Source organism: Lutimonas sp. (assembly GCF_051011215.1).
Classification (GTDB): domain Bacteria; phylum Bacteroidota; class Bacteroidia; order Flavobacteriales; family Flavobacteriaceae; genus Lutimonas.
The window spans coordinates 1-22,300 of the sequence record NZ_JBPCUJ010000051.1 but is presented as its reverse complement, the minus strand read 5'-3'; the positions used below and the strand labels follow the sequence as shown (position 1 = coordinate 22,300).

21 protein-coding genes are annotated in these 22,300 nt (G+C 39.6%); 14 read left to right on the top strand and 7 right to left on the bottom strand.

What is annotated here, in order from left to right; translation table 11 throughout:
- Positions 1 to 34: 34 nt before the first annotated feature.
- Positions 35 to 1,453, bottom strand: a complete 1,419-nt coding sequence (locus tag ACR2MV_RS05225; RefSeq protein ID WP_434020848.1) for a hypothetical protein — start codon at positions 1,451 to 1,453, stop codon at positions 35 to 37.
- A 216-nt stretch (positions 1,454 to 1,669) separates the two neighbouring features.
- Between ACR2MV_RS05225 and ACR2MV_RS05220 the strand changes: the two genes are divergently transcribed.
- Positions 1,670 to 3,295: an ABC-F family ATP-binding cassette domain-containing protein gene (locus ACR2MV_RS05220; protein WP_434020847.1), complete on the top strand. Its 1,626-nt coding sequence runs from the start codon at positions 1,670 to 1,672 to the stop codon at positions 3,293 to 3,295.
- 31 nt (positions 3,296 to 3,326) lie between these two features.
- On the opposite strand, the gene xerD is transcribed toward ACR2MV_RS05220, so the two are convergent.
- The gene (xerD, locus tag ACR2MV_RS05215; RefSeq protein ID WP_434020846.1) at positions 3,327 to 4,223 is read right to left on the bottom strand and encodes a site-specific tyrosine recombinase XerD; all 897 of its coding nucleotides are present in this window, start codon (positions 4,221 to 4,223) and stop codon (positions 3,327 to 3,329) included.
- 150 nt (positions 4,224 to 4,373) lie between these two features.
- Here xerD and aroQ point away from each other — a divergent pair, with 150 nt between their 5' ends.
- Positions 4,374 to 4,790: a type II 3-dehydroquinate dehydratase gene (gene aroQ / locus ACR2MV_RS05210; protein WP_434020845.1), complete on the top strand. Its 417-nt coding sequence runs from the start codon at positions 4,374 to 4,376 to the stop codon at positions 4,788 to 4,790.
- 109 nt (positions 4,791 to 4,899) lie between these two features.
- Positions 4,900 to 5,754: a BadF/BadG/BcrA/BcrD ATPase family protein gene (locus ACR2MV_RS05205; protein ID WP_434020844.1), complete on the top strand. Its 855-nt coding sequence runs from the start codon at positions 4,900 to 4,902 to the stop codon at positions 5,752 to 5,754.
- Between the two features lie 22 nt (positions 5,755 to 5,776).
- Here ACR2MV_RS05205 and ACR2MV_RS05200 read toward each other — a convergent pair whose 3' ends face one another.
- Positions 5,777 to 6,157: a RidA family protein gene (locus tag ACR2MV_RS05200; RefSeq protein WP_434020843.1), complete on the bottom strand. Its 381-nt coding sequence runs from the start codon at positions 6,155 to 6,157 to the stop codon at positions 5,777 to 5,779.
- A gap of 116 nt (positions 6,158 to 6,273) precedes the next feature.
- Positions 6,274 to 8,931 carry a putative LPS assembly protein LptD gene (locus tag ACR2MV_RS05195; protein WP_434020842.1) on the bottom strand — a complete coding sequence of 886 codons (2,658 nt, stop codon included), beginning with the start codon at positions 8,929 to 8,931 and terminating at the stop codon, positions 6,274 to 6,276.
- Positions 8,932 to 9,043: 112 nt separating this feature from the next.
- Between ACR2MV_RS05195 and ACR2MV_RS05190 the strand changes: the two genes are divergently transcribed.
- The 11 genes from ACR2MV_RS05190 (at position 9,044) to ACR2MV_RS05140 (ending at position 19,736) form a co-directional block, all read left to right on the top strand.
- Positions 9,044 to 10,138: an N-acetylmuramoyl-L-alanine amidase family protein gene (locus tag ACR2MV_RS05190; RefSeq protein ID WP_434020841.1), complete on the top strand. Its 1,095-nt coding sequence runs from the start codon at positions 9,044 to 9,046 to the stop codon at positions 10,136 to 10,138.
- Between the two features lie 132 nt (positions 10,139 to 10,270).
- Positions 10,271 to 11,215, top strand: coding sequence for an MlaD family protein (locus tag ACR2MV_RS05185; protein ID WP_434020840.1), 945 nt, complete (start codon positions 10,271 to 10,273; stop codon positions 11,213 to 11,215).
- A 108-nt stretch (positions 11,216 to 11,323) separates the two neighbouring features.
- The gene (locus ACR2MV_RS05180) at positions 11,324 to 12,649 is read left to right on the top strand and encodes a 4Fe-4S dicluster domain-containing protein (RefSeq protein WP_434020839.1); all 1,326 of its coding nucleotides are present in this window, start codon (positions 11,324 to 11,326) and stop codon (positions 12,647 to 12,649) included.
- Between the two features lie 60 nt (positions 12,650 to 12,709).
- Positions 12,710 to 13,489: a (Fe-S)-binding protein gene (locus tag ACR2MV_RS05175; protein ID WP_434020838.1), complete on the top strand. Its 780-nt coding sequence runs from the start codon at positions 12,710 to 12,712 to the stop codon at positions 13,487 to 13,489.
- Between the two features lie 25 nt (positions 13,490 to 13,514).
- Positions 13,515 to 14,117 (top strand): hypothetical protein, encoded by a 603-nt coding sequence (locus ACR2MV_RS05170; RefSeq protein ID WP_434020837.1) that lies wholly within the window; start codon positions 13,515 to 13,517, stop codon positions 14,115 to 14,117.
- A 13-nt stretch (positions 14,118 to 14,130) separates the two neighbouring features.
- Positions 14,131 to 15,033, top strand: a complete 903-nt coding sequence (locus ACR2MV_RS05165) for a 1,4-dihydroxy-2-naphthoate polyprenyltransferase (RefSeq protein ID WP_434020836.1) — start codon at positions 14,131 to 14,133, stop codon at positions 15,031 to 15,033.
- Between the two features lie 59 nt (positions 15,034 to 15,092).
- Complete coding sequence (locus tag ACR2MV_RS05160; protein ID WP_434020835.1) at positions 15,093 to 15,473, top strand: hypothetical protein; 381 nt, start codon at positions 15,093 to 15,095, stop codon at positions 15,471 to 15,473.
- Between the two features lie 117 nt (positions 15,474 to 15,590).
- Positions 15,591 to 16,442, top strand: coding sequence for a hypothetical protein (locus tag ACR2MV_RS05155; RefSeq protein WP_434020834.1), 852 nt, complete (start codon positions 15,591 to 15,593; stop codon positions 16,440 to 16,442).
- A 53-nt stretch (positions 16,443 to 16,495) separates the two neighbouring features.
- Positions 16,496 to 18,520: a TonB-dependent receptor plug domain-containing protein gene (locus tag ACR2MV_RS05150; protein ID WP_434020833.1), complete on the top strand. Its 2,025-nt coding sequence runs from the start codon at positions 16,496 to 16,498 to the stop codon at positions 18,518 to 18,520.
- 47 nt (positions 18,521 to 18,567) lie between these two features.
- Complete coding sequence (locus ACR2MV_RS05145; protein WP_434020832.1) at positions 18,568 to 19,245, top strand: metal-dependent hydrolase; 678 nt, start codon at positions 18,568 to 18,570, stop codon at positions 19,243 to 19,245.
- Between the two features lie 47 nt (positions 19,246 to 19,292).
- Positions 19,293 to 19,736 (top strand): SRPBCC family protein, encoded by a 444-nt coding sequence (locus ACR2MV_RS05140; protein WP_434020831.1) that lies wholly within the window; start codon positions 19,293 to 19,295, stop codon positions 19,734 to 19,736.
- 55 nt (positions 19,737 to 19,791) lie between these two features.
- Here the strand turns inward: ACR2MV_RS05140 and ACR2MV_RS05135 are convergent, their stop codons facing one another.
- From ACR2MV_RS05135 to ACR2MV_RS05125, 3 genes are all read right to left on the bottom strand, one after another.
- Positions 19,792 to 21,444, bottom strand: coding sequence for a sodium/sugar symporter (locus tag ACR2MV_RS05135; RefSeq protein ID WP_434020830.1), 1,653 nt, complete (start codon positions 21,442 to 21,444; stop codon positions 19,792 to 19,794).
- A gap of 61 nt (positions 21,445 to 21,505) precedes the next feature.
- A complete protein-coding gene (locus ACR2MV_RS05130; RefSeq protein WP_434020829.1) occupies positions 21,506 to 21,757 on the bottom strand; it encodes a carboxypeptidase-like regulatory domain-containing protein in 252 nt (83 codons plus the stop codon).
- A 66-nt stretch (positions 21,758 to 21,823) separates the two neighbouring features.
- The coding region (locus ACR2MV_RS05125; RefSeq protein ID WP_434020828.1) for a TetR/AcrR family transcriptional regulator at positions 21,824 to 22,300 on the bottom strand (477 nt) is incomplete at its 5' end.

Below are 22,300 nucleotides of genomic sequence, written 5' to 3'. Positions count from 1 at the left end.
AAAATAAGACTAATTTAATGAAGTATGCTATAAATTAGTGTTTATTAATACTCTTGAGGTAGTAGTTGAGATTGCTGTCCAGGAAGAAAACATAGCCGTTCTCCACCTTACCTTGATTGTTCACTATAATGGTACGCGCCATATCACCTTCATACCAGGCATAGGATTCAGAATCTTTGGCAAGCTTAAACTGACTCTGTTCTGAAAGCTTTTTAGAAGTGACAAACTTCTTCCACTCTTCATCTGTTTTATTACGTTCTATACCTATAAAAACCACTTCAGGATGGTGCTCTTCCAAATAGTGGAGTTTTTCTTTTAACAATTCTACCCGCCCCAGTTCCGTAGGCCAGAAATAGATCACCGCATTGGAATCCTTGATCAGCTTATTGATCTCTACTTCAGCATCATCAACTCCGAAGGCCATCAGGGTAGGAAAGTCTTCGCCACAAGAAATTTTTTCTTTCTGTGCGATCGATTTTTTCATCTCCTCTTTGTAACTATCATCATTACAGTGCTCAAAGAAATAGGCGTATACCTGCTCCGATTCTTCTTTACTGAGGTTTTTATTTGATAAGGAACCCCATACGCCTTTGGCCAGCAAGGAATTTTTAAAATCAGGTACGTGAATGCGTTCATCAACTACTTTCATGAATTCCAATTCAAAAATCCTGTTTTCAGGATCTTTCATTTTTTCATCATGAGCAAGGTTGTATAAGAAATTATTAATGAAGGCCAAATTCCAGCCATAATCAAGCAGGGATTCATCATTGAGCTCTATACGTTTTCTGTAATCGTAAAAAGTGCTGCTTAATTCCGGTGTTTTTTTCAGGCCCAAGGCTTTCTTATGGTTGTAGGCATAGCGTTCTTTGTAAAAATAATAAGGAACATAAATACCCGTTTTTACCAGTTTGTCAAAAAACTCTGAAGGATTTTCCTCTTCAATGTCCAGAAAGTGATTGTAGGCTGCTAATTGTTTTTTAATGCCTTTTTCGATGACTTCAGAAAAAGCTTCTTCCTGTAATCTGTAATTGTGTTTAAAGTCTTTCTCAACTTTTTCCTGCTCTAAATAGAGATTGATCAAATAGTTGTTTTTTGCACTGCCTTTTCCACTAAAAATAAGCGATTCATCAAAATCCCAGGTATTCAGATAAAGAAGCAGACTATCGCTTGGCTCTAAATATAGGTATTGAAACTCCGCGCCATGCTTAAAGGTGTATAAGCCTAAGTCTAAGGAATCAAGTTCAAACGAAAACTTATTGTGGTTGTCTATTCTCGCTGAATCAAGCACTGTTTTACCCTTGTTGAAATATACATATTCGTCTTTGGGGTTTTTTATTTTTCCACCAAAATATGTGAGGGAAGATGCATCCTCGCTGTTACAACTGGAAAAAGAAAAGATAATAGCCATCAGCGAAAGAAGGGTGAAGGGCTGAGTAAAGTAACTTTTTTTCAAATAATCTGATTTAGACATGATAACAAATGTACTAATATACCCTAGTGAGTCTTGTTAATGTGTTGTTAAAAATTAGACAGAAAAAGGTTAAAATAATTAATGAAAACCCAATAAAAACTTCCGTTTTTTAACAGTTTTGGTGGCTAAAATATTCTGCTCTCTTACACTTATATATCTCACTAAAATCCTTAGTTTTGCAAAAAAAATTAAAAACGCATGTTAACTGTATCCAATTTATCCGTTCAGTTCGGAAAAAGAATTTTGTTTGATGAGGTGAATACCAAATTTACACATGGCAATTGTTATGGTATTATAGGAGCTAATGGAGCTGGAAAATCTACTTTTTTAAAAATACTTTCCGGTGAGATTGAAGCAACTTCGGGATCTGTAAGTCTAGAGAAGGGAAAGCGCATGTCTGTGCTTTCACAAGATCACTTTGCCTATGATGCATATCCTGTCCTGGAAACAGTGATGATGGGTAATAAGCCATTGTATGATTTGAAAAAGAAGTTGGATGAGGTCTATGCCAAACCTGATTTTTCTGAAGAGGACGGAGTCCTGGCGGGAGAGCTAGGTGCTGAATTTGAAGAAATGGGTGGCTGGACTGCTGAAAGTGAAGCTGCCAACTTGTTATCTTCTTTAGGTATCGGAGAAGACATGCATTATAATTCAATGAGTGATCTTGACGGTAAGGCCAAGGTACGGGTCTTAATTGCTCAGGCCTTATTTGGGTCTCCTGACGTGTTGATCATGGATGAGCCTACCAATGACCTGGATTTTGAAACCATTGGCTGGCTGGAGAATTTTCTTGCGAATTTTGATAACACTGTAATTGTTGTATCGCATGACCGTCACTTTTTAGACGCTGTATGCACCAATATATCTGATATTGATTTTGGAAAGATCAACCAGTATTCCGGAAATTATTCCTTTTGGTATGAGTCAAGTCAGTTGGCCGCGAAGCAACGAGCACAACAGAATAAAAAAGCAGAGGACAAAAAGAAAGAACTGGAAGAATTTATCAGAAGATTTTCTGCCAATGTTGCCAAATCTAAGCAGGCGACCAGCAGAAAGAAAATGATAGACAAGTTAAATATTTCGGATATCAAGCCATCAAGCAGAAGGTATCCTGCCATTATTTTTGAGCAGGAGCGTGAGGCCGGAGATCAGATATTGCATGTGGAGAACCTGTCGAAAAGTTTTGAAGGTGAATTGCTTTTTGATAAGATTGATTTAAACCTGACCAAAGGGGACAAAGTTGTTTTGTTATCGAAAGCTTCCAGAGCAGCTACTGCATTTTATGAGATCATTTCAGGGAATGCAACACCGGATTCAGGCGACTATAAATGGGGTGTAACGACTACCCAGGGTTATTTACCTATCGAGAACACGCCGTTTTTTAAAAATGACCTGAGTTTGGTTGATTGGTTAAGACAATATGCCAAAACAGAAGAGGAAAGGGAAGAAGTTCATATCAGAGGTTTTCTAGGGAAAATGATCTTTAGTGGAGATGAGGCCTTGAAAAAGAGCAATGTGCTTTCCGGAGGGGAAAAAGTAAGGTGTATGTTGTCGAGAATGATGATGAAAAGAGCCAATGTGTTGTTAATTGATGAACCTACAAACCACTTGGATCTTGAATCGATTCAGGCTTTTAACAATGCCTTGAAGAATTTTAAGGGAACCGTTATTTTTTCAACACATGATCATGAATTTGCACAGACCGTGGCCAATCGTATTGTTGAAATTACTCCAAAAGGAGTTATTGACAGGTATATGACTTTTGACGAATACCTTGAAAATGACAGCATCAAGGAGCTGAGACAGAAAATGTACGGAGAATAAGGTTTTTAGCGCCTTAATTTTTTTAGAAATTTTACTTTCTGGGATGAAATTTTTCGACCACTTCCTTTAGATGTCTTTTGTCAAGATGCATATAGATTTCTGTGGTGGTAATGCTTTCATGCCCTAACATTTGCTGAATGGCCCTGAGATCAGCACCATTTTCAAGAAGATGTGTGGCGAATGAGTGACGCAAGGTATGAGGACTGACGGTTTTGTGAATGCCCGCTTTTTCCGTGTGGCCTTTTAGGATCATAAAGACCATATTTCGACTGATTTGTTTCCCTCTTCTATTGAGAAAGAGAGTGTCTTCAAACCCTTTCTGAACCTTGATCTTACAACGAACAAGGTTCCTGTAATTTTCAATCAGTTTGATCATATATCCATTGATCGGCACAAAACGTTGTTTATTTCCCTTGCCAATGACCCGAATAAAACCTTCTTCAAAAAAAAGATCTGAGATCTTGAGCTGTATCATTTCAGTTACTCTTAGACCGCAGCTATACAGGGTTTCGATCATGGCCCGGTTCCGTTCACCTTCGGGTTTGCTCAAATCAATTTGAGCGATGATCTGATTGATTTCCTGTTCCGACAGGGTGTCCGGTAGTTTTCTTCCAATTTTGGGAGCCTCAATCAGATCTGTAGGGTTTTCTTTGCGGTACTCTTCAAATATGAGAAAGTCAAAGAAATTACGCAAGCCTGAAATGATGCGTGCCTGTGATCTTGCAGCCACTGTTTTTGAACTGCTATAAACAAATCGTTCTATCGTCTCTGAACTGATAGTATCCGGTGCATCAGTAAGTTTGTGTTCTGAAAGAAATCGGGTTAGTTTTAAAATATCCTGGCTGTAGGCTCGGATCGAATTCTCTGAGAGTCCTCTTTCAATTTTAAGAAAGTATTGATAATCCCTTAAAGCATCTTTCCAGGTCATGGTGTGTATGGTATAGATTGATCAATATTCATGCGAATTGCCTAAGTCAATTGTAAAATTATGTTATTTTTGGCAACAGTACCAATTAATCTTTGTTTCTGATCCAAAGTTTGCACTTTCGTTTGAACAAAGTTCTGAATAGATTATTTTATGAAAATTATTATTATCAACGGCCCAAATTTGAATTTGCTTGGGAAACGTGAACCGACCATTTACGGGAGCGAGACTTTTGAAGATTATTTGATGGAATTGAAAGCCCGGTTTCCAGAAATCGAATTGACTTATTTTCAATCGAATATAGAAGGTGAATTGATTGATAAGATTCATGAAACAGGATTTGAATATGATGGGATTATCTTGAATGCCGCTGCCTATACACATACTTCGGTAGGCATTGGAGATGCGGTCAAAGGTGTAAGCACCCCTGTTGTGGAAGTGCATATTTCGAATGTCTATGAGCGGGAGTCTTTTCGGCATACTTCGTATATCGCCCCCAATGTGAAGGGAATTGTTGCAGGATTTGGTATGCAGAGTTATGCGCTGGCAATAAGGTCGTTCCTAGACTAAAAGTTACGAAAACGATATCGTAGTATTTTGCGAACGTTTTGATAATATATAATAAATATCAGTTAATATTGTTCAGCATTTTTTATTTTTACACTTCAAATTTTCAGACATGATATTAGTAGCAGACAGTGGTTCGACCAAAACAAATTGGATTGCCATAAATGAGAAGGGAGAAACCTTTTTTAAGATTGATACCGAAGGATTGAATCCCGCGGTTTTCTCAAAGAAAACGTTGTATGATCGCATCATCACAAAAGAGGAGTTGAGGGACATTAAAAATGATGTCAAGGAGATTTACTTTTATGGTGCTGGATGTGGAACTCAGAATGCTGTAAATTATTTGAGAGCAATTTTTGAAGATATTTTCCCCAATGCTGAAATGGAGATCTATGAAGATACCATTGCAGCGGTCAAATCTTTACAAACAGATACACCAGGAGTGGTTTGTATTTTGGGTACAGGATCAAATTGCAGTTACTTTGACGGAAAAGAAACGCACCAGAAAATAGTTTCATTAGGCTACATGTTGATGGATTCTGCCAGTGGTAATTATTATGGAAAGCAGATTTTAAAGGATCATGCCTATGGTAAGATGCCTGCGGAAATGGCCAAAGCTTTTGAAGGACAATATGATCTGCGACCTGATATTATTAAAGAAAACTTGTATAGAAAGGATAATCCCAATACGTATTTAGCTAGTGTGGGGCGATTCTTGATAGAGAATAAACAGGGTGAATATTCCCAAAAAATTATTAAAGACGGTTTGCGATTCTTTATTGAAAATCAGGTGCTGCAATTTGAAGAAAGTAAAAATGTACCGATTTATTTTGTTGGTTCTATTGCACATTTTCTTCACGATGAGATTGTGGAGGTATTGAGAGAATACGACCTGACACTTGGCAAGATTGTAAGGCATCCTATTTTAACTTTAGCAGCCTCTATTGCAAGCAAGTACACTAATTAAATGTGGGCTTAACCCTCATGAATTATTTTCTTGCGAGCACAGAAATTTCTACATTGACATCTTTAGGTAGTCGTGCGACTTCTACAGTTTCTCTTGCCGGAGCAGTAGCTTCGTTAAAGAAGGAACCATAGACTTCGTTTATTTTTTGAAAATCATTCATGTCTTTTATAAAGATGCTGGTTTTCAAAACATGTTCAAAATTCATATCGGCCGCCGCCAATACCGCCCCGATATTTTTCATCACTTGTGTTGTTTCTTTTTGAATATCTCCGTTAATCAACTTGCTTGTTGCCGGATCAATGGCGATTTGTCCGGAGGTGTATAAAGTATCATCAAATAATACTGCTTGTGAATAGGGACCGATTGGTGCGGGGGCATTGGGTGTTTCTATAATTTTTTTCATAAGTTTTGGGTTGTGTCTTTACAAATTTAAGAATTATTCTTTTCGGTGAATCCCTTGGAACGGACGCTTTGATTGTCTATGTCTTTTGCGATGAAGCCCTCACGAGTTCCCTACTATTAAAAAAGTGCTCTGTCCGGAACTTTTCTTTGATCATATTTCAGGTCGCTAAGCGGACCGGATTTGATTCCGATAAAGAAGTAGTAAGTGGCTCTGTCTCCAAACGGAACCCAGTTAAAGCTGAATCTCCAGCTGTCTAGATCGCGTTCAAATCGGAGCTGGGTATAGGTAATACCGCTGTTTTCGAAATCATACCCCGAAGAAACACCTACTCGCCATTTAGGTGAAAATTCTAAATTACCTGAAAGTTGCACCGAATTGGCAGTGATGTCATTCTGTGCCTGGGCATTGTTATAGGTCAATGAATAGCGCAGTTTTACATCCCAGGGCATTTCAGTTTTATACAAGGTGGTTTTTTTCACCTTTTCTTTATCCGTATTGATCTGTTGATTTCTATTGGTGATACTTTCACCGAACATGCTGCCACCACCGTCAACGTCTGTTCCACTTTGTCCGGACTTGCCTCCTTTGGCGTCTTTACCTATATCTTTACTTGAGAGCGAATAGTTGGCAGTAAAATTCGCATTGGTAAAACGAAGCAGACTCCCCCCGTTATTGATGTTGTATTTACTGATTCTGGTTCCGTTGGCGTTGAGCGCATAGGGGTCGAATGAGGCGTTTAAATTAAGATTTAGTTTGTTCTTTAATATTTGTGTTCCGGCCGTCATCCGCAAAGGACTCCAATGCAGGGAGTCAGCAGCAATATTATAACTGGTAGACAAATTCAGGTTGTTCAGAATTTTTATTTTTCTTGGCTCGTCATCATCAGGATCCTTGGAGGCAACTTTGGCTTCTAAAGTGTTGTTCAAAGACATACCGATCGCGCTAGACAATCCTTGAGAAGGCGCTCCGTAAAGACCATTCTCAAAACGCGTATATTCACGGATATCATCAGGGTCGATACTTGCCTGATATTCATCATAATAGTTACTAAAGTCGGGCCTGTAACTATAAGAAATAGAAGGGCGCATCACATGTCTCAGGGCCTGTATTTTCCCTTTTTTGAAATTCACCATTCCATAGACAGTGGTACTTGCAGAAATTCCGGCAGAATATTCACGGAAGCTGTCAAAACCACTTACCGTGTCGGTCACCACTTCATTGATACTATCATCCCAGTATTTATCAATGGTCTTAAAATACCATACGTCTCTATATACAATGGTGGGAGCCAGACTTACATATTTTAAGGCCTTGGCGTTGGTACTCATGGAAATATCGTGTCTGATACCTGTCTGTGCTTCATCAAACATTTTGGCGGTACCGAATTCTTCATCGGTGGTAGACACCCTATTCTGAGCGTTCATATTGTAGGTAACACCAATGTTTTGCAGGGAATTCTTTTTCGAACCCACTTTTGGCGCAAAGGGATAAATCCTGTCCATATTTAATACCAGCGAAGGCAGGTTCATATCAATCCGCTCTGTATTCGTATTTTGGGTATGGGTCATCGAAGCATTCATATTGAAGGGTGTCCCTACAAATTTTTTGTAATAAGATACCGAAGAGGCAAAAGTATTGGTCAGGTAATATGGCGAACTGGATTCATTGATCGATTCCTGGAAAAAGCTGCTACTACCAAAATTCACCGAGGCAGAGAACCGCGACGTGGGATTGGAGGTCGCCGACTGGCTATGCGACCAGCGAATAAAGAAATTATTCGATTTACTATAATCTGGAAATCCTTTTTGACTATTGATCAGGTTCTCGTATCTGAAACTGAAATTACCTGTAAACTTATACCGCAGGTTATAATTTGATTCCGCTCGTAAACCCCAGCTACCATTGGTGTAGATGTCTCCCAGAATAGCCAGGTCAAAATAATCGTTGACGGCAAAATAATAGCCACCGTTTTGTAGAAAGTAGCCCTGGTTGTTGTTTTGACCCCAGGTAGGAATGATGAATCCTGAAGCTCTTCCACTGGTTAAAGGTGAATAAAAGAAGGGCAACACCAGCGGAGTAGGTACATCTGCAATCACCAGATTACTCATACCTCCCACGATCTTACTGTCGGGTACAATTTTAATATTATTGGTCTGGACATAGTAATCCGGATTTTCCTTTTGTGAGGTGGTAAATCGCGCCCGGTTGATATAAAAGGTACTATCGTTTTCTTTTTTTGAAATATCTCCGGTAATGACCATGCCCTGTTGTTCGGTTCTTGAGTTATAGATCAGGGCTTTTTTATTCTGAAAATTATAGATCAGAGAATCCTGTGTTGAGGCCTGGTTGCCTTGTTTAAATTCGGGTCGTTGAATGTATACTCCGGCAGTATCATAAATACCTGTGGCAATGGCCAGACTATTTTTATAATCGATGATGATCTTTCCGGCTTTGAGTTCAATATCCTGGTAATACAGTTCCGCCTCGTCATACAAGGTGGCTCTTTGATTTATAAAGTCGTTCGATAGGTAATCTTTTGACTTGTGAATAATATTATCTTCCAGGTATTCCTGGCTAACGGCAATACTATCTGTTTTTGCTGTATCCCTTACTGATAGGGCAGGATCCGCAGGGTCCAGTACCCGCAGACTGTCAATACTAGTTATATCGTCTTGGGCACCGTCCTTATTTTGTTCTACCTGACTAAAAGCCTCTTGATTTACAAAACAAAAAAATAAGGTAATTAAAAGTAAGTATCTTAAATTTGTATACAATGCTATAAATAGTATTTTTGTAAAAAAATGTGAATTTTTTTAAAGTTACAAACTTACATATATTTTTTCAGTGGAATATACTTAAAAAGGAAAAACTAGAAGGATTAGAAGCATGGTTGGATTAGGAAAAAAAAGGGTAAATATTTCAATAATTACAGGGCTGTTTTGTTTTATGGCATTCACCTTTGCCGGCATAAACTGCTATGCACAGGAAAGTTTTGTCGTGGTGTTGGATGCAGGTCATGGTGGTAAGGATCCGGGAAAGGCGACCAAAAATATTCATGAAAAAGATATTGCCTTAAGTGTTGTATTAAAGTTGGGTAAAAAATTAGAGGCATTGAAGGATGTTGAAGTGGTTTACACAAGGAAGACAGATATATTTTTAGATTTGAAAGAACGAGGTCGAATTGCCAATGAGGCTGATGCGGATCTTTTTCTATCGATTCATTGTAATGCTTTCCATACCCAGGCCTATGGTACCGAAACCTATGTGCTGGGTCTTCATGCAAATAAGCAAAATTTCGAGGTGGCAAAACTTGAGAATTCAGTAATTTTTATGGAAGATAATTATGAAGAAAAGTACGAAGGTTTTGACCCAAATTCTCCAGAAGCCGTCATTGGAATGACTTTAATGCAAGAAGAGTTTCTAGACCAAAGTTTAAGTCTAGCTAGTGATATTCAAACTAATTTCAGGGTTGATATAAAAAGAAAAGATCGTGGCGTAAAGCAGGCCGGATTTGTTGTCTTACATCAAACCTATATGCCCAGTGTACTGATCGAAACAGGGTTTATTACCAATACAGAAGAAGGGATGTTTCTCAATTCTAACAATGGACAGGATAAGGTGTCGAACGCTATTTTCAGTGCGATAAAAGCGTACAAGAAAAATATAGATGAAAACCTGGTGGTGGAAGAAGTGGCCGTAATTGAAGAAAAGCCAGGGAAGTTGTATCCAGGGGTTGATTTTAAAGTTCAGATCGCTTCGGGTAAGAAGAAATTAGAAACAAAATCATATAATTTTAAGGGTTTAAAAGGTGTAGAGCGAGGAAAAATTGGAGGGGTGTTTAAGTATTATTATGGTAAAACCTCTGATTATGATGAAATCGTAAGCTTGCAAAGTGAAGCCAGAAAGGCAGGTTTTAAGACGGCCTTTGTGGTGGCCTTCAAAGATGGTGATAGAGTCAATATATCTGACGTTATTCATTAGATTATTGAAATAAAGGCTTTTTAAAAGCGTTGGAATGTGGTGAGCGATCCTCTTTCAGATCAAAAAGAAAAGAATTAGGCAGGTACTGGCCCGAAAATTATTAGTAATATTGTTTAACTAAGAACAATTGTTTTGACTATATCAAGAGAACTTAAAACCGGTGTTGTTGCGGTTATTATCATAGCATTATTTTTTTGGGGGTATAACTTCATGAAGAATAGAAGTTTATATGATCAGACAAGAACATTTTATGCCGAATATACCAATGTGCAAGGACTGGCACCCAAAAGTCCGATCACTATCAATGGGTTAAAAGTGGGTTCAGTGACCAAAATCACCTTTCATCCTGAAAAAAAAGGAGTACTGGTAGCTCATTTGAATTTAAGCAATGATATCGCTTTTTCTGAAAACTCAGTGGCTCAGATTTACAGTCCGGATTTTATCAGTGGAAAATCCCTTAAGATAAATATCGCCATCGACGAAGGTGAAATTGCCATGGATGGAGATACACTTGTCGGAGAGGTGGATTCAGGGATCATGGGCATGATCAATGAACAGATTGCTCCTCTGCAATCGAAGGTAGAGAGTTTTGTGGTGCACACGGATTCGGTGATGCAGAACATTAACGAGGTGATGGATGAGGAGAATCAGAAAAACATCAAAGAATCTTTACAGAATTTTAATATTATTCTAAGTAAATTTAAAATGACGGCCAGTCATTTGGAGCATATGACCCGTGAAGGAGGAAAAATTGACAGTGTTTTAATTGGTGCCAATAAAACCATGACCAATTTTGCTCAGATTTCTGACTCTATCCAGGCGATGGATTTGGGGCAGACGGTGGCAACTTTGCAAACTTCTCTTGAGAGTTTTAATATGTTGCTCGACAGTGTGAATGCCGGGAACGGAACCATGGGTAAATTGATGCAGGATGAAGCCTTGTACAACAACCTGACCAATTCAGCCAAAGAACTGGAAGAATTATTGAAGGAAGTGAAAGAGCATCCCAAGCGTTTTGTTCATTTATCCGTCTTCGGAAAAAAGGAGAAACCCTACGAAGAACCTGTTGAAGACTAGTTAATAACTTGTAATAGTTTTATATTTCTGACAGTTTGATTATCTTTACTTTTAAATGCTGAGGAAGCAGTTCTATTTTGCTTTCAATCCAGTATTTAGATCATACGTATGTCTTATTTACCGAATATTTTATTTGCTGTTCTGCTCTTGGCAGGCATCGGTTTTTTTGTGAAAAACATTAAAAAATTAAGCCGCAATATTGGCTTGGGAAAGGCCGTTGACAGAACTGATCACAAGGCTGAACGCTGGCGCAACATGACCAGAATTGCCCTTGGTCAGTCAAAAATGGTGAGCCGACCTGTGGCAGGTATTCTTCATGTTCTGGTATACGTCGGGTTTTTAATCATTAATATTGAAGTTTTAGAAATTATTATTGACGGCTTATTGGGGACGCACAGAGTATTTGCATTTGCCGGAGGTTTTTACAACTTTTTAATCGGTTCCTTTGAGATTCTGGCATTGCTCGTATTGGTTGCGGTGATTATTTTCTGGATCCGAAGAATGATCCTGAAAATTCCTCGATTCTGGAACAAGGAAATGACGACATGGCCAAAAAATGATGCCTTGAACATTCTTTATTTTGAAATCGTATTGATGAGTTTGTTTTTACTGATGAATGCAGCGGATTATGGATTACAACAGATGGGCGCCATTCATTATGCACAGGCAGGTAGTTTTCCGGTGAGTCAGTATATCACGGCTTTACTGCCTCAAAATGAAATTACACTTTTTTATATTGAACGTGGGGCATGGTGGTTGCACATTGCGGGTATCCTGATCTTTTTAAACTATTTGTACTATTCGAAGCATCTGCACATATTGCTGGCGTTTCCAAATACTTTTTATGCGAATTTATGGCCTGAGGGCAGATTAGACAATCTGGAATCAGTGACCAAGGAAGTCAAATTGATGATGGACCCGGATGCAGATCCTTATGCTGAACCGGAAGGGGGAGAAGAGGTGATGGAAAAGTTTGGTGCCAATGATGTGGTTGATTTGAATTGGGTGCAGCTGATGAATGCCTATACCTGCACTGAGTGCGGAAGATGTACTTCTGTGTGTCCGGCCAATCAGACCGGAAAGGAATTATCGCCCAGAGGGATCATGATGAAGACCAGAGATCGTTTGGAGGAGGTTAGCAGCTATATTGATGATAAAGGAGAAGCGGATTTTAGAGAAAACGGAGATGGAAAAACATTGTTGGATACGATAGCCGCAGAAGAAATATGGGCCTGTACCAGCTGTAATGCCTGTGTTACAGAATGTCCGATTGGTATTGATCCGTTGTCTATTATTATTGATTTACGAAGAAATCTGGTGATGGAAAATTCGGCAGCTCCACAGGAATTGAACCTGATGATGACAAATATAGAGAATAATGGAGCGCCCTGGCAATACAACCAGATGGACCGTTTGAACTGGAAAGATGAATAAGGCTTGATGGGTTAATTATCAACAAGAGAGTGAATTTTAAAATATTTAAATTAAATTAGTATGGTAATACCAACAATGGCAGAGAAAATGGCCGAAGGAAAAGCCCCGGAGGTTTTGTTTTGGGTTGGTTGTGCAGGGAGTTTTGATGACAGGGCCAAGAAAATTACCAAGGCTTTTGCCAAAATTCTGACAGAGGCAAAAGTAGATTTTGCGGTGTTGGGCACAGAGGAAAGTTGTACCGGAGATCCTGCGAAAAGAGCCGGAAACGAATTTGTTTTTCAAATGCAGGCAGTGACGAATATTGAAGTGTTGAATGGGTATGAGGTGAAGAAAATAGTTACCACCTGTCCGCATTGTTTTAATACCCTGAAAAATGAATATCCTGAATTGGGAGGAAATTATGAGGTGATGCATCATACGCAATTTCTGAAAACCCTGCTTGATGAAGGAAAAATAAGCATAGAAGGCGGTAAGTATGCCGGAAAACGAATCACCTTTCATGACCCTTGTTATTTAGGAAGGGCCAATGGAATTTATGAAGCACCCAGAGACTTGATTCAAAAACTGGAAGTGGAGTTGGTGGAAATGAAGCGATGTAAGTCAAATGGGTTGTGCTGCGGAGCCGGAGGAGCTCAGATGTTTAAGGATGCCGAAAAAGGCACGAAAGAGGTTTTTGTAGAACGAACGGAAGATGCCCTTGAGACAAAGCCCGATTTTATTGCTACGGGTTGTCCGTTTTGCAATACCATGATGACCGATGGGGTGAAGAACAAAGAACGAGAAAAGAGTATACAAGTGATGGATATAGCTGAATTAGTAGCGAATGCCCAGGACTTATAATTTGTACAATTAGATTATGCCATTTGTGAGAGATAAAAATCTAGTAAATATATACGAGGAAATTGACAAGGCTAATGGAACCATTAAGACCCTGTCAACCGCATTAAAGGATGAAGAAGAGAATAATTCACTCCTGAAGAAGCACCGGGTCATACTCGGCATTGGTTGTCTGATCTTGTTGATTCTGTTTTTATGGTCTTTTTTACCAAAGTCAAAACAGTATAAGCAGGAGTATTTGATAAAGAACAACCTGAGTCTGATTGATACGGATTCTCTTCACAAGATTCAAAGAAAGGCAAAACAGGTGGTGATTGTGGATTCTGTAAAGACTTCTTTGATCGATATGAGTATCGTATATAGCATTCAGATTGGTGCCTATACCAATTTCAATTCAAATTTGATTTCTGATGATATTACCCAATTAGAAGAATTTGAGGAAAATGGTTTTAATAAATTTTCCATCGGCAAATTTACCACCTATAAGGAATCGGTTTTGCTGAGAGACGATTTGAAGCGAGTTGGATTTAAGGATTGCTTTATTATCGCTAAATCGTATGGGGTTCCTGTGAATATTAATGAAGCCCTGCAACTTAGCGGGGAGAAATGGATTAGAGGATCAGTCAACTAAACACAGCATTATTTTGTCAAAAACCAGTATTTGGATAAGTGCGGCACGCCTCAGAACCTTGCCGTTGTCATTGTCGGGTATTATTGTCGGGTCTTTTATTGCAGCATCACAAGGTAGTTTTGATACCAGCATTTGTGTGCTGGCCTTATTGACGACTGTCGGATTTCAAGTGATCTCCAATTTTGCCAATGACTATGGAGACGGGGTAAAAGGAACCGATAATCAAGATAGAATTGGACCGGAAAGAGCTCTGCAAAGTGGCGCTATCAGCCCGGAGGCGATGCTTAAGGCCATTAAGATTACAGGGGTTATCAGTACCCTGTTGGCCTTAGGACTGATCTATGTTGCTTTTGGAACCACCTATATCTGGTATAGCCTAATTTTTATCGGCTTGGGTGTTTTGAGTATCCTTGCAGCCATCAAATACACTATGGGAGATCATGCCTATGGATACAGTGGATTTGGAGACTTATTCGTGTTTTTATTTTTTGGCCTGCTCAGTGTTTGTGGCACCTATTTTTTATATACCAAGTCTCTGGACCTGACCATTTTTTTACCGGCTATTTCGGTGGGAACTTTGAGTGTTGGCGTATTGAATCTGAATAATATGCGTGATCAAGAATCGGATGCCAAGGCAGGGAAAAACACGATTGTGGTAAAAATCGGGAACGAGTTTGCCCGCTATTATCACTTTTATTTGTTGGGATCTTCTTTTTTACTCGCTTTATTGTACAATGTGATTCATTTTAAATCGGCGTATCAGTTTCTTTTTTTACTGGCCTATATACCGATTGTGAAGCATTTTTTGTTTGTTTATGAGAATAAGGATCCCAGATTACTGGATCCGGAACTAAAAAAGTTAGCTTTAAGCACATTTTTGTTTGCTATTTTATTCGGAATTGGCTTAATTTTGTGACCTGACAAAAGTCATACTAATAAAAGACTAATTAGTCTACTTTTGTGCTTTACCGAATGATGAAAAAATTAATCATAACCCATTTACTTCTCAATCTGTACCTGTTGGTGCTGATTCAGCCGGCTTTGCCAGTGCTGGAGTATTTGATTAATTATGATTATATCGTCAATGAACTTTGTGAGAACAGAGAAAAACCAATTTTGACCTGTAATGGAAAGTGTTATTTAGGCGATCAGGTTGAAAAATCATTAGAACGTGGGACGGAAGATCAAAAGCCTCTTCCACCTCAAATTGAGTTTAAAGAATTTGTCAGTCTGCAGGCCAGTGCGAACCAGCAACAGGCCTCTTTTGAATTAGTTGCAAAGCAAGTTATTTTGACTCCGGTTACTTTGGAGAATAGCTTGTACGCAAGATCGTTGTTGCGACCTCCCCAGCTCTAAGATCCTTTTTTTTTCAATAACAGCTTTTTAACGAGCTGTATCAATTACAATAATTTTTTAATCACTTGTAGATAACAGGCGTATGTCTGCTTATATGCAGGTATCACAATAAACGCAATGAAAATAACAAACTATATATTTTTACTTTTTATAGGGCTGTCGATGTTAGCCTGTTCGGATGATACAGATGGAGGACCGGAAGATCTTGACAAGGAAATTGAAGACCTGATCAAAGTACAGCAAATTAGCAATGATGATCATATCATAGAAGTGTATAACAGCACCGGAACCTTTTACCAGGGATATAATGAGCTGACAATCCGGATTGTCGATAAGGCAACAGAAACATTTATTTCCAATGCCACCTTGAACTGGCAACCCATGATGCACATGACCGAAATGATGCATTCTTGCCCGGCGTCAGATTTGAAGAAGGTCTCGGGAATGAAGACCATTTATGACGGTTTTATAGTTTTTCAAATGCCTGGAAACAGCGAGGAAGGGTGGACACTAAGCTTTACGTATTCGGTGGATGGAATGGACTATATGGCCAAAGACGATATCAATGTAATCGCTTCTGAAGAGCGTGTTGTAGCTGTTTTTAACGGTACTGATCAGGCTCGATATGTACTGGCTTTGATGGAGCCCCTGAACCCGGATGTTAAAATCAATGATATTTCTGCCGGATTGTATAAAATGGAGAACATGATGACTTTTACGCCTGTGGCAGATTATACGGTGGCACTGGATCCCAGAATGCCAAGTATGGGCAACCATACCTCGCCGAACAACCAAGACCTGGTATACGATGCTGTTGATCAGATTTACAAAGGGAAGTTGTCGCTAACCATGACAGGCTACTGGATGCTGAATTTAAAACTACTCAACGAAAATGATGAGGTGCTAAAAGGTGAAGATGTTACTGAAGAAAACGAAAGTAGCAGTCTTTATTTTGAAATTGAATTTTAATGAAACAGGTCAGCTGCCTCTAATGAGGCAGCTGTTCTCATAACAATACGTTTATGAAAACAATCAAAATAGTTGCCGCGTTTTTACTTGTTTTTTCGACTCAGTTGCAGGCCCAGGAAACGGAGGATGGCTCTTTGGCGAAGCTGGAAACAGACTCTTTGAAGACTGTAAAACTGGATGAGATCATCTTGATAGGACGGGAGGAGCTCAGCAATCAAAAGCAAGTGAAACCACTTTCATCGGTTGATGAATATTTAGAAAGATCCTTAAAAGTGACCATGATCAAAAGAGGGAATTATGCCTGGGAACCTGCGCTGAATAATATGAATTCTGATCGTTTATCCCTTACCATAGATGGCATGCAGATTTTTGGTGCCTGTACTGATAAAATGGATCCGATTACTTCGTATGTCGATATATCAAATCTGTCGGCTGCCCGCATTAGCTCTGGTCAGCAAGGCGCTGAGCATGGTTCTGTGGTAGGCGGATCGATCGACCTGCAAATGCAAAAAAGTGATTTTGAAGGTGATCAATGGGACATAGGTATTGATACCGGTTTTGAAAGCAACGGAGAAGCCAAGATCTTTAGCGGTGAGTTCAATGTGTCGGAAGACACTTATTTTGTCAACACAGATGTTATCTATCGCAAGGCCGGAAACTATTACGCGGGTGGAGATACGGAAGTATTATACAGTCAGTATGAAAAATTCAATATTTCGGCAACGGCCGGATTTAAAACCAGTGAGAAGGGAGCGATTATCGGATCGTTGATCTATGATCGTGCCAATGATGTTGGGTACCCTGCCTTGCCTATGGATGTATCCCTGGCCAGAGCAGCCATTGGATCGGTGGCCTATGAGGTGAAGGATGCTTCTGATGCCATTGAACGCTGGGAAACCAAGTTGTATGTGAATTCGATCAAACATGTGATGGATGATACAAATCGGCCTGATGTGATCATTCATATGGATATGCCGGGTTGGAGCGATACCTACGGTTTTTATTCAAAAATAAATATGTCCAAAGGCAAACATGACTTACAGTTCAATGCCAACGGTTATTACAATAAATCACTGGCGGAGATGACGATGTATCCGATTGACCAGGAGGAAGCATTGATGTTTATGCTTACCTGGCCCGATGTAAGAACCACTCATGCCGGTGTGTATGGCGAAGATGAAATTCCGCTAAGCGAACAGGGAAGTGTGAAGTTTACGACCCGACTGGCATTTCAGCATGAGCTGGTGGCTGATGCCTTTGGTTTGAACAGTTTGCAGATTTTTTATCCGGAAATGGAGGAGAGTCAACAACGGGTTATGGTCAATGTGTCGGCTCAATACAAATGGGAAAGTTCCAAATCTACCTGGACCTTTAGAGGAGGTTATGGAGAACGGGCGCCTTCTGTTTCTGAAGCCTATGGCTTTTTTCTTTACAATAGTTATGACAATCATGACTATATCGGGAATCCATATCTCGGCAATGAAAAATCGGCGGAGCTCAATGCCAATTACGACTTTAACATACAAGATTTTAGCATTGGAGCTGAGGCCAGTTATTTTTACATGCCTGATTATATCATCGGAGAGATCGATCCTGATTTAAGTCCCATGACTTTGGGTGCAGAGGGAGTGAAAGTGTATACGGCCTTGGATTATGCCACTATTTTGAGCAGTGGTATGCGCATGACGTATCAGTTTTTGACCGGTTTTTCTTTGAGCGGTTCTATGAGCTATAACCTGGGACAGGATGACAGCAATGGTAGTTTACCGATGATCAGGCCATTTCAATACGGGGCAACCCTGGGCTATCAAAAAGGGATGTTTACAGCAGAGATTGATATGGATGGCGCATCGGAACAACAGAATTATGGTGAGGCCTATGGAGAAAGTCCCTCGGATGCCTATACCGTTTTTAATATGAATATTGGATCGAGCTTTTATTTTGGAAGTCAGAAATTGATAGCCAAAGCCGGTATTGAAAATATATTTGATGTTTTTTATTCCACGTATGCAGACTGGAATGGAATTCCAAGAAAAGGGAGAAATGTATTTTTAAATTTATCCTATGTAATTAAATAAGTTTTTCAAGTGAATAATCAGTAAATTAGTATCAAAATTTATCTGACATGAAAGTTACTTATTTAGGCCATGCAGCCTTATCGATAGAGGTAGGTGAAGTACATCTTATTGTAGATCCTTTTATCAGTCCGAATGAACTGGCAAAAGATATTGATATCAATGCCTTACAGGCAGATTTTATTCTGATCACCCATGCGCATCAGGATCATATCGTGGATGTGGAAGCCATCGCCAAGAACACTGGTGCTACCATCATTTCCAATTATGAAATTGTTACTCATTATGGAGCCAAAGGGATTGAAGGGCATCCTATGAATCACGGCGGTAGCTGGCAATTTGATTTTGGAAAGGTAACCTATACCAATGCCATACATACCAGTTCCTTTCCTGATGGAAGTTATGGCGGTCAGCCCGGTGGATTCATTTTGGAAACGGAAGAAGGTAATTTATATATCGCAGGAGATACAGCCCTGACTTTTGATATGAAACTGATCCCTATGCAGTGTAATATTGACCTGGCCATTCTGCCAATAGGTGATAATTTTACCATGGGGGTTGAAAGTGCCATTCATGCATCAGATTTTGTAGAATGTAACAATATCATGGGCTATCATTATGACACCTTCGGGTATATTGTTATTGATCATGAAGATGCCATAAAAGCCTTTGAGAAAGCCGGTAAGAATTTGATTCTGTTGGGGATAGGTGAGGACCTTACTTTTTAGATGTCTGATTTTTTCTTAACTTAGAGAGAAATCAAAAAATCAATAGCATGAAATATTCGAATGAGGTCATCTTGCAGGTGCCCTTGGATAAGGTAGTCAAGCTCTTTGACAGCGAAGAGAACATGTTCAAATGGCAACCTGAACTGATCAGTTTTGAACATATTTCAGGAGATAAAGGAGAAGTAGGTGCCAAATCCAGGTTGTTGTATAAAATGGGGAAAAGGGAGGTAGAAATGATCGAAACCATTACCGTTAAAAACCTTCCGAAAGAATTCTCCGGTACCTATGAAGCCAAAGGAGTCTGGAATGAAATGAAGAATTACTTTGAAGCCATTGATGCACAAAGCACGCGATGGGTCTCAGAAAGTGATTTTAAGTTTAGCGGGTTCATGAAGGTCATGGCCTTTTTTATGGGCAACTCATTTAAAAAGCAATCACAGCAATACCTTGACAACTTCAAAGTATTTGCGGAAAGTAATTCAGCGTCCTGAAAATTGGTTCAACCCTCTTTCCAGGTGATGAAAGATCGTTAACACTGCTAGGGTACTAACTCCAGAATAAGGAATACAAGGCGACTAAAATAATCATAACGACGAATGCACCTATGTTGAAACCTGAACTGGTTTTGAACAATTCTTTACTTAACGGAATGCCTTTTGCATCGTTTTTGCCTTTATTTTGGAACAAACTTATCATGACAATAATGAAACCTGTGATCAGAGCGGAATACCCCATTTGATCCATCCAGGGGATATCTACAAAAATAGGATTACTAGACCAACCCTTGGGTGCCACTTTAAAATACATGGCCACCGGAATAGAAACTAAGGCACCAATGATGGCTGCTTTGTTGGTTGTTTTTTTCCAAAAGAGTCCCAGTACGAATACGGCAAGGATCCCCGGACTTACGATTCCGGTATATTCCTGAATAAATTGAAAGGCCTGATCTATACCACCTAATAATGGCGCCATGATACAGGCAATAATTAAGGCTACAGCTGCTGAAATTCTACCCGTATTCACCGTGGCTTTATCGCTTGCATTTTTATTGAAATATTCCTTGTAGATATCCATGGTAAAGATGGTAGAAGTAGAATTTAACATTGAAGCCAGAGAGGAAACAATAGCTGCAGCCAAGGCAGCAAAGGCCACTCCTTTCAGACCTGTCGGCAAAAACTGCAACAACCATGGATAGGCCTTGTCAGCCTGTTCGGCCGTTGGCAGGTTCTTGAGTCCGGCCTCACCAAGTCTGGACATAATTTCTGGATCATTCACCATGACATAAGCCGCAATACCCGGGATGACCACAATGAGCGGTATAATCAGTTTTAAAAAGGCCGCCAGCAAAATACCTTTTTGAGATTCTCTCAGGGATTTGGCCGCCAGGGTTCGTTGAATGATGTACTGATTGAATCCCCAATAGTAGAGGTTGGCTACCCAAAGTCCTCCCACTAACACCCCAATACCCGGTAAGTTGTTATATTCCGGATTTGATTCGTCAAGGATCATGGAAAATCGATCGGGCGCTGCTTCATAAACCGTTTTAAGTCCGGCGACAAACCCTTGGCCATCTGCTACAGTATCCAAGGCCAAATAGGTTGTAAACAGACCTCCCAGCACTAAAAACACCACCTGTATTACATCGGTCCAGGCAACTGCAGAAAGTCCGCCATACAGGGAATAAGCAGCAGCAAACAAGGCCAGGCCCATTACGCCGTAGATCATGGGAATACCCATAATGGTTTCAAGGGCCAAAGAACCCAGGTATAGTACGGAAGCCAGGTTGACAAAGACGTAGAGAGCAATCCAGAAGACAGCCAGGATGGTTTTTAAGTTTTTAGAAAATCTTTTTTCAACAAATTCGGGGATGGTATAGAGGCCTTTTTCAATAAAAATTGGAAGGAAGTATTTACCTACGATGATCAATGTTAAAGCGGCCATCCATTCATAGGAAGCAATGGCCAAACCAAGGGCAAAGCCAGAACCAGACATTCCAATGAATTGTTCTGCAGAGATATTGGCTGCAATTAAAGAGGCACCGATGGCCCACCAGGGAAGTGATTTGCCCGCTAAGAAATAGTCTTCAGCGTTTTTTTCGTGTCCCTTCTTGTCCCGTGAAACCCATAGCCCTACGCAAAGAATTAGAATGGCGTAACCAATAAAAATGATATAATCGAGCAGTTCAAAATTGGAGTTCATACAAGGATTTGTTAGGTTGCTTAAACATAGTCATTTTCTCGGAAAGTATTTCTTAAATTTCTCAAAGTACGTGTGTTCCATCTTGTTTGAGATTGTCATTCATCACAAGGATGTCTACATAGTCCTGAAACCCTATTGAACTTACAGTTATGCGATGGGTACCGCCAGGAACTTTGATTGAATAAAAACCATATTTATTTGTGGAAACGCCGATTTTTAGGTCTGGAAAGTAGACATTGGCATTGATCATACTTTCATTACTTGCAGCCTCCTTTATCGTTCCGCTCAGGGTATAGGATTCCTGACCGTGCATGGAAATCAAAGAAATACATGAAATGACAACTCATAAAAAGAGGGTCACCTTACAGCGAGATTCGTATCAGGCCAGCATTTTAGAGATAAAAAAGAGCAGCATTTTTTCTACTTCTTCATTTGGTAGTCCTTTTTTACTAATATCAGTTAAACGAGGCAGGTGATCTGCAAAATAAAAATGGTTATTGGTCATTTCGTATAAATTGCTTGCCAGGGCATGTGGGTATGGAAATTCAGGCTTGATCTCAAGAATGACTTCCGCTACTGTAGAAACGATTTCTTTGTAGTTCAGAAAAAAGCCTTTTTTATTTTCTTCGTCCACACTTTTGGTATGATATACTTTGGTACTTTCCGAAATAACCACATTATGAAGAGAAGATTCGTTCACATAGTCGATGGTAGGATTTTCTTCACTGATCGAGACAAAAGTATGGATGATGATCTCTAATTTACGTTTCGGGTCGTCAATGTTAAAGGTCTTGATCTGAATCATATAGTTGAGCCATTCCCAATACCATGAGACCAGATAGGTAAGTAACAGGTG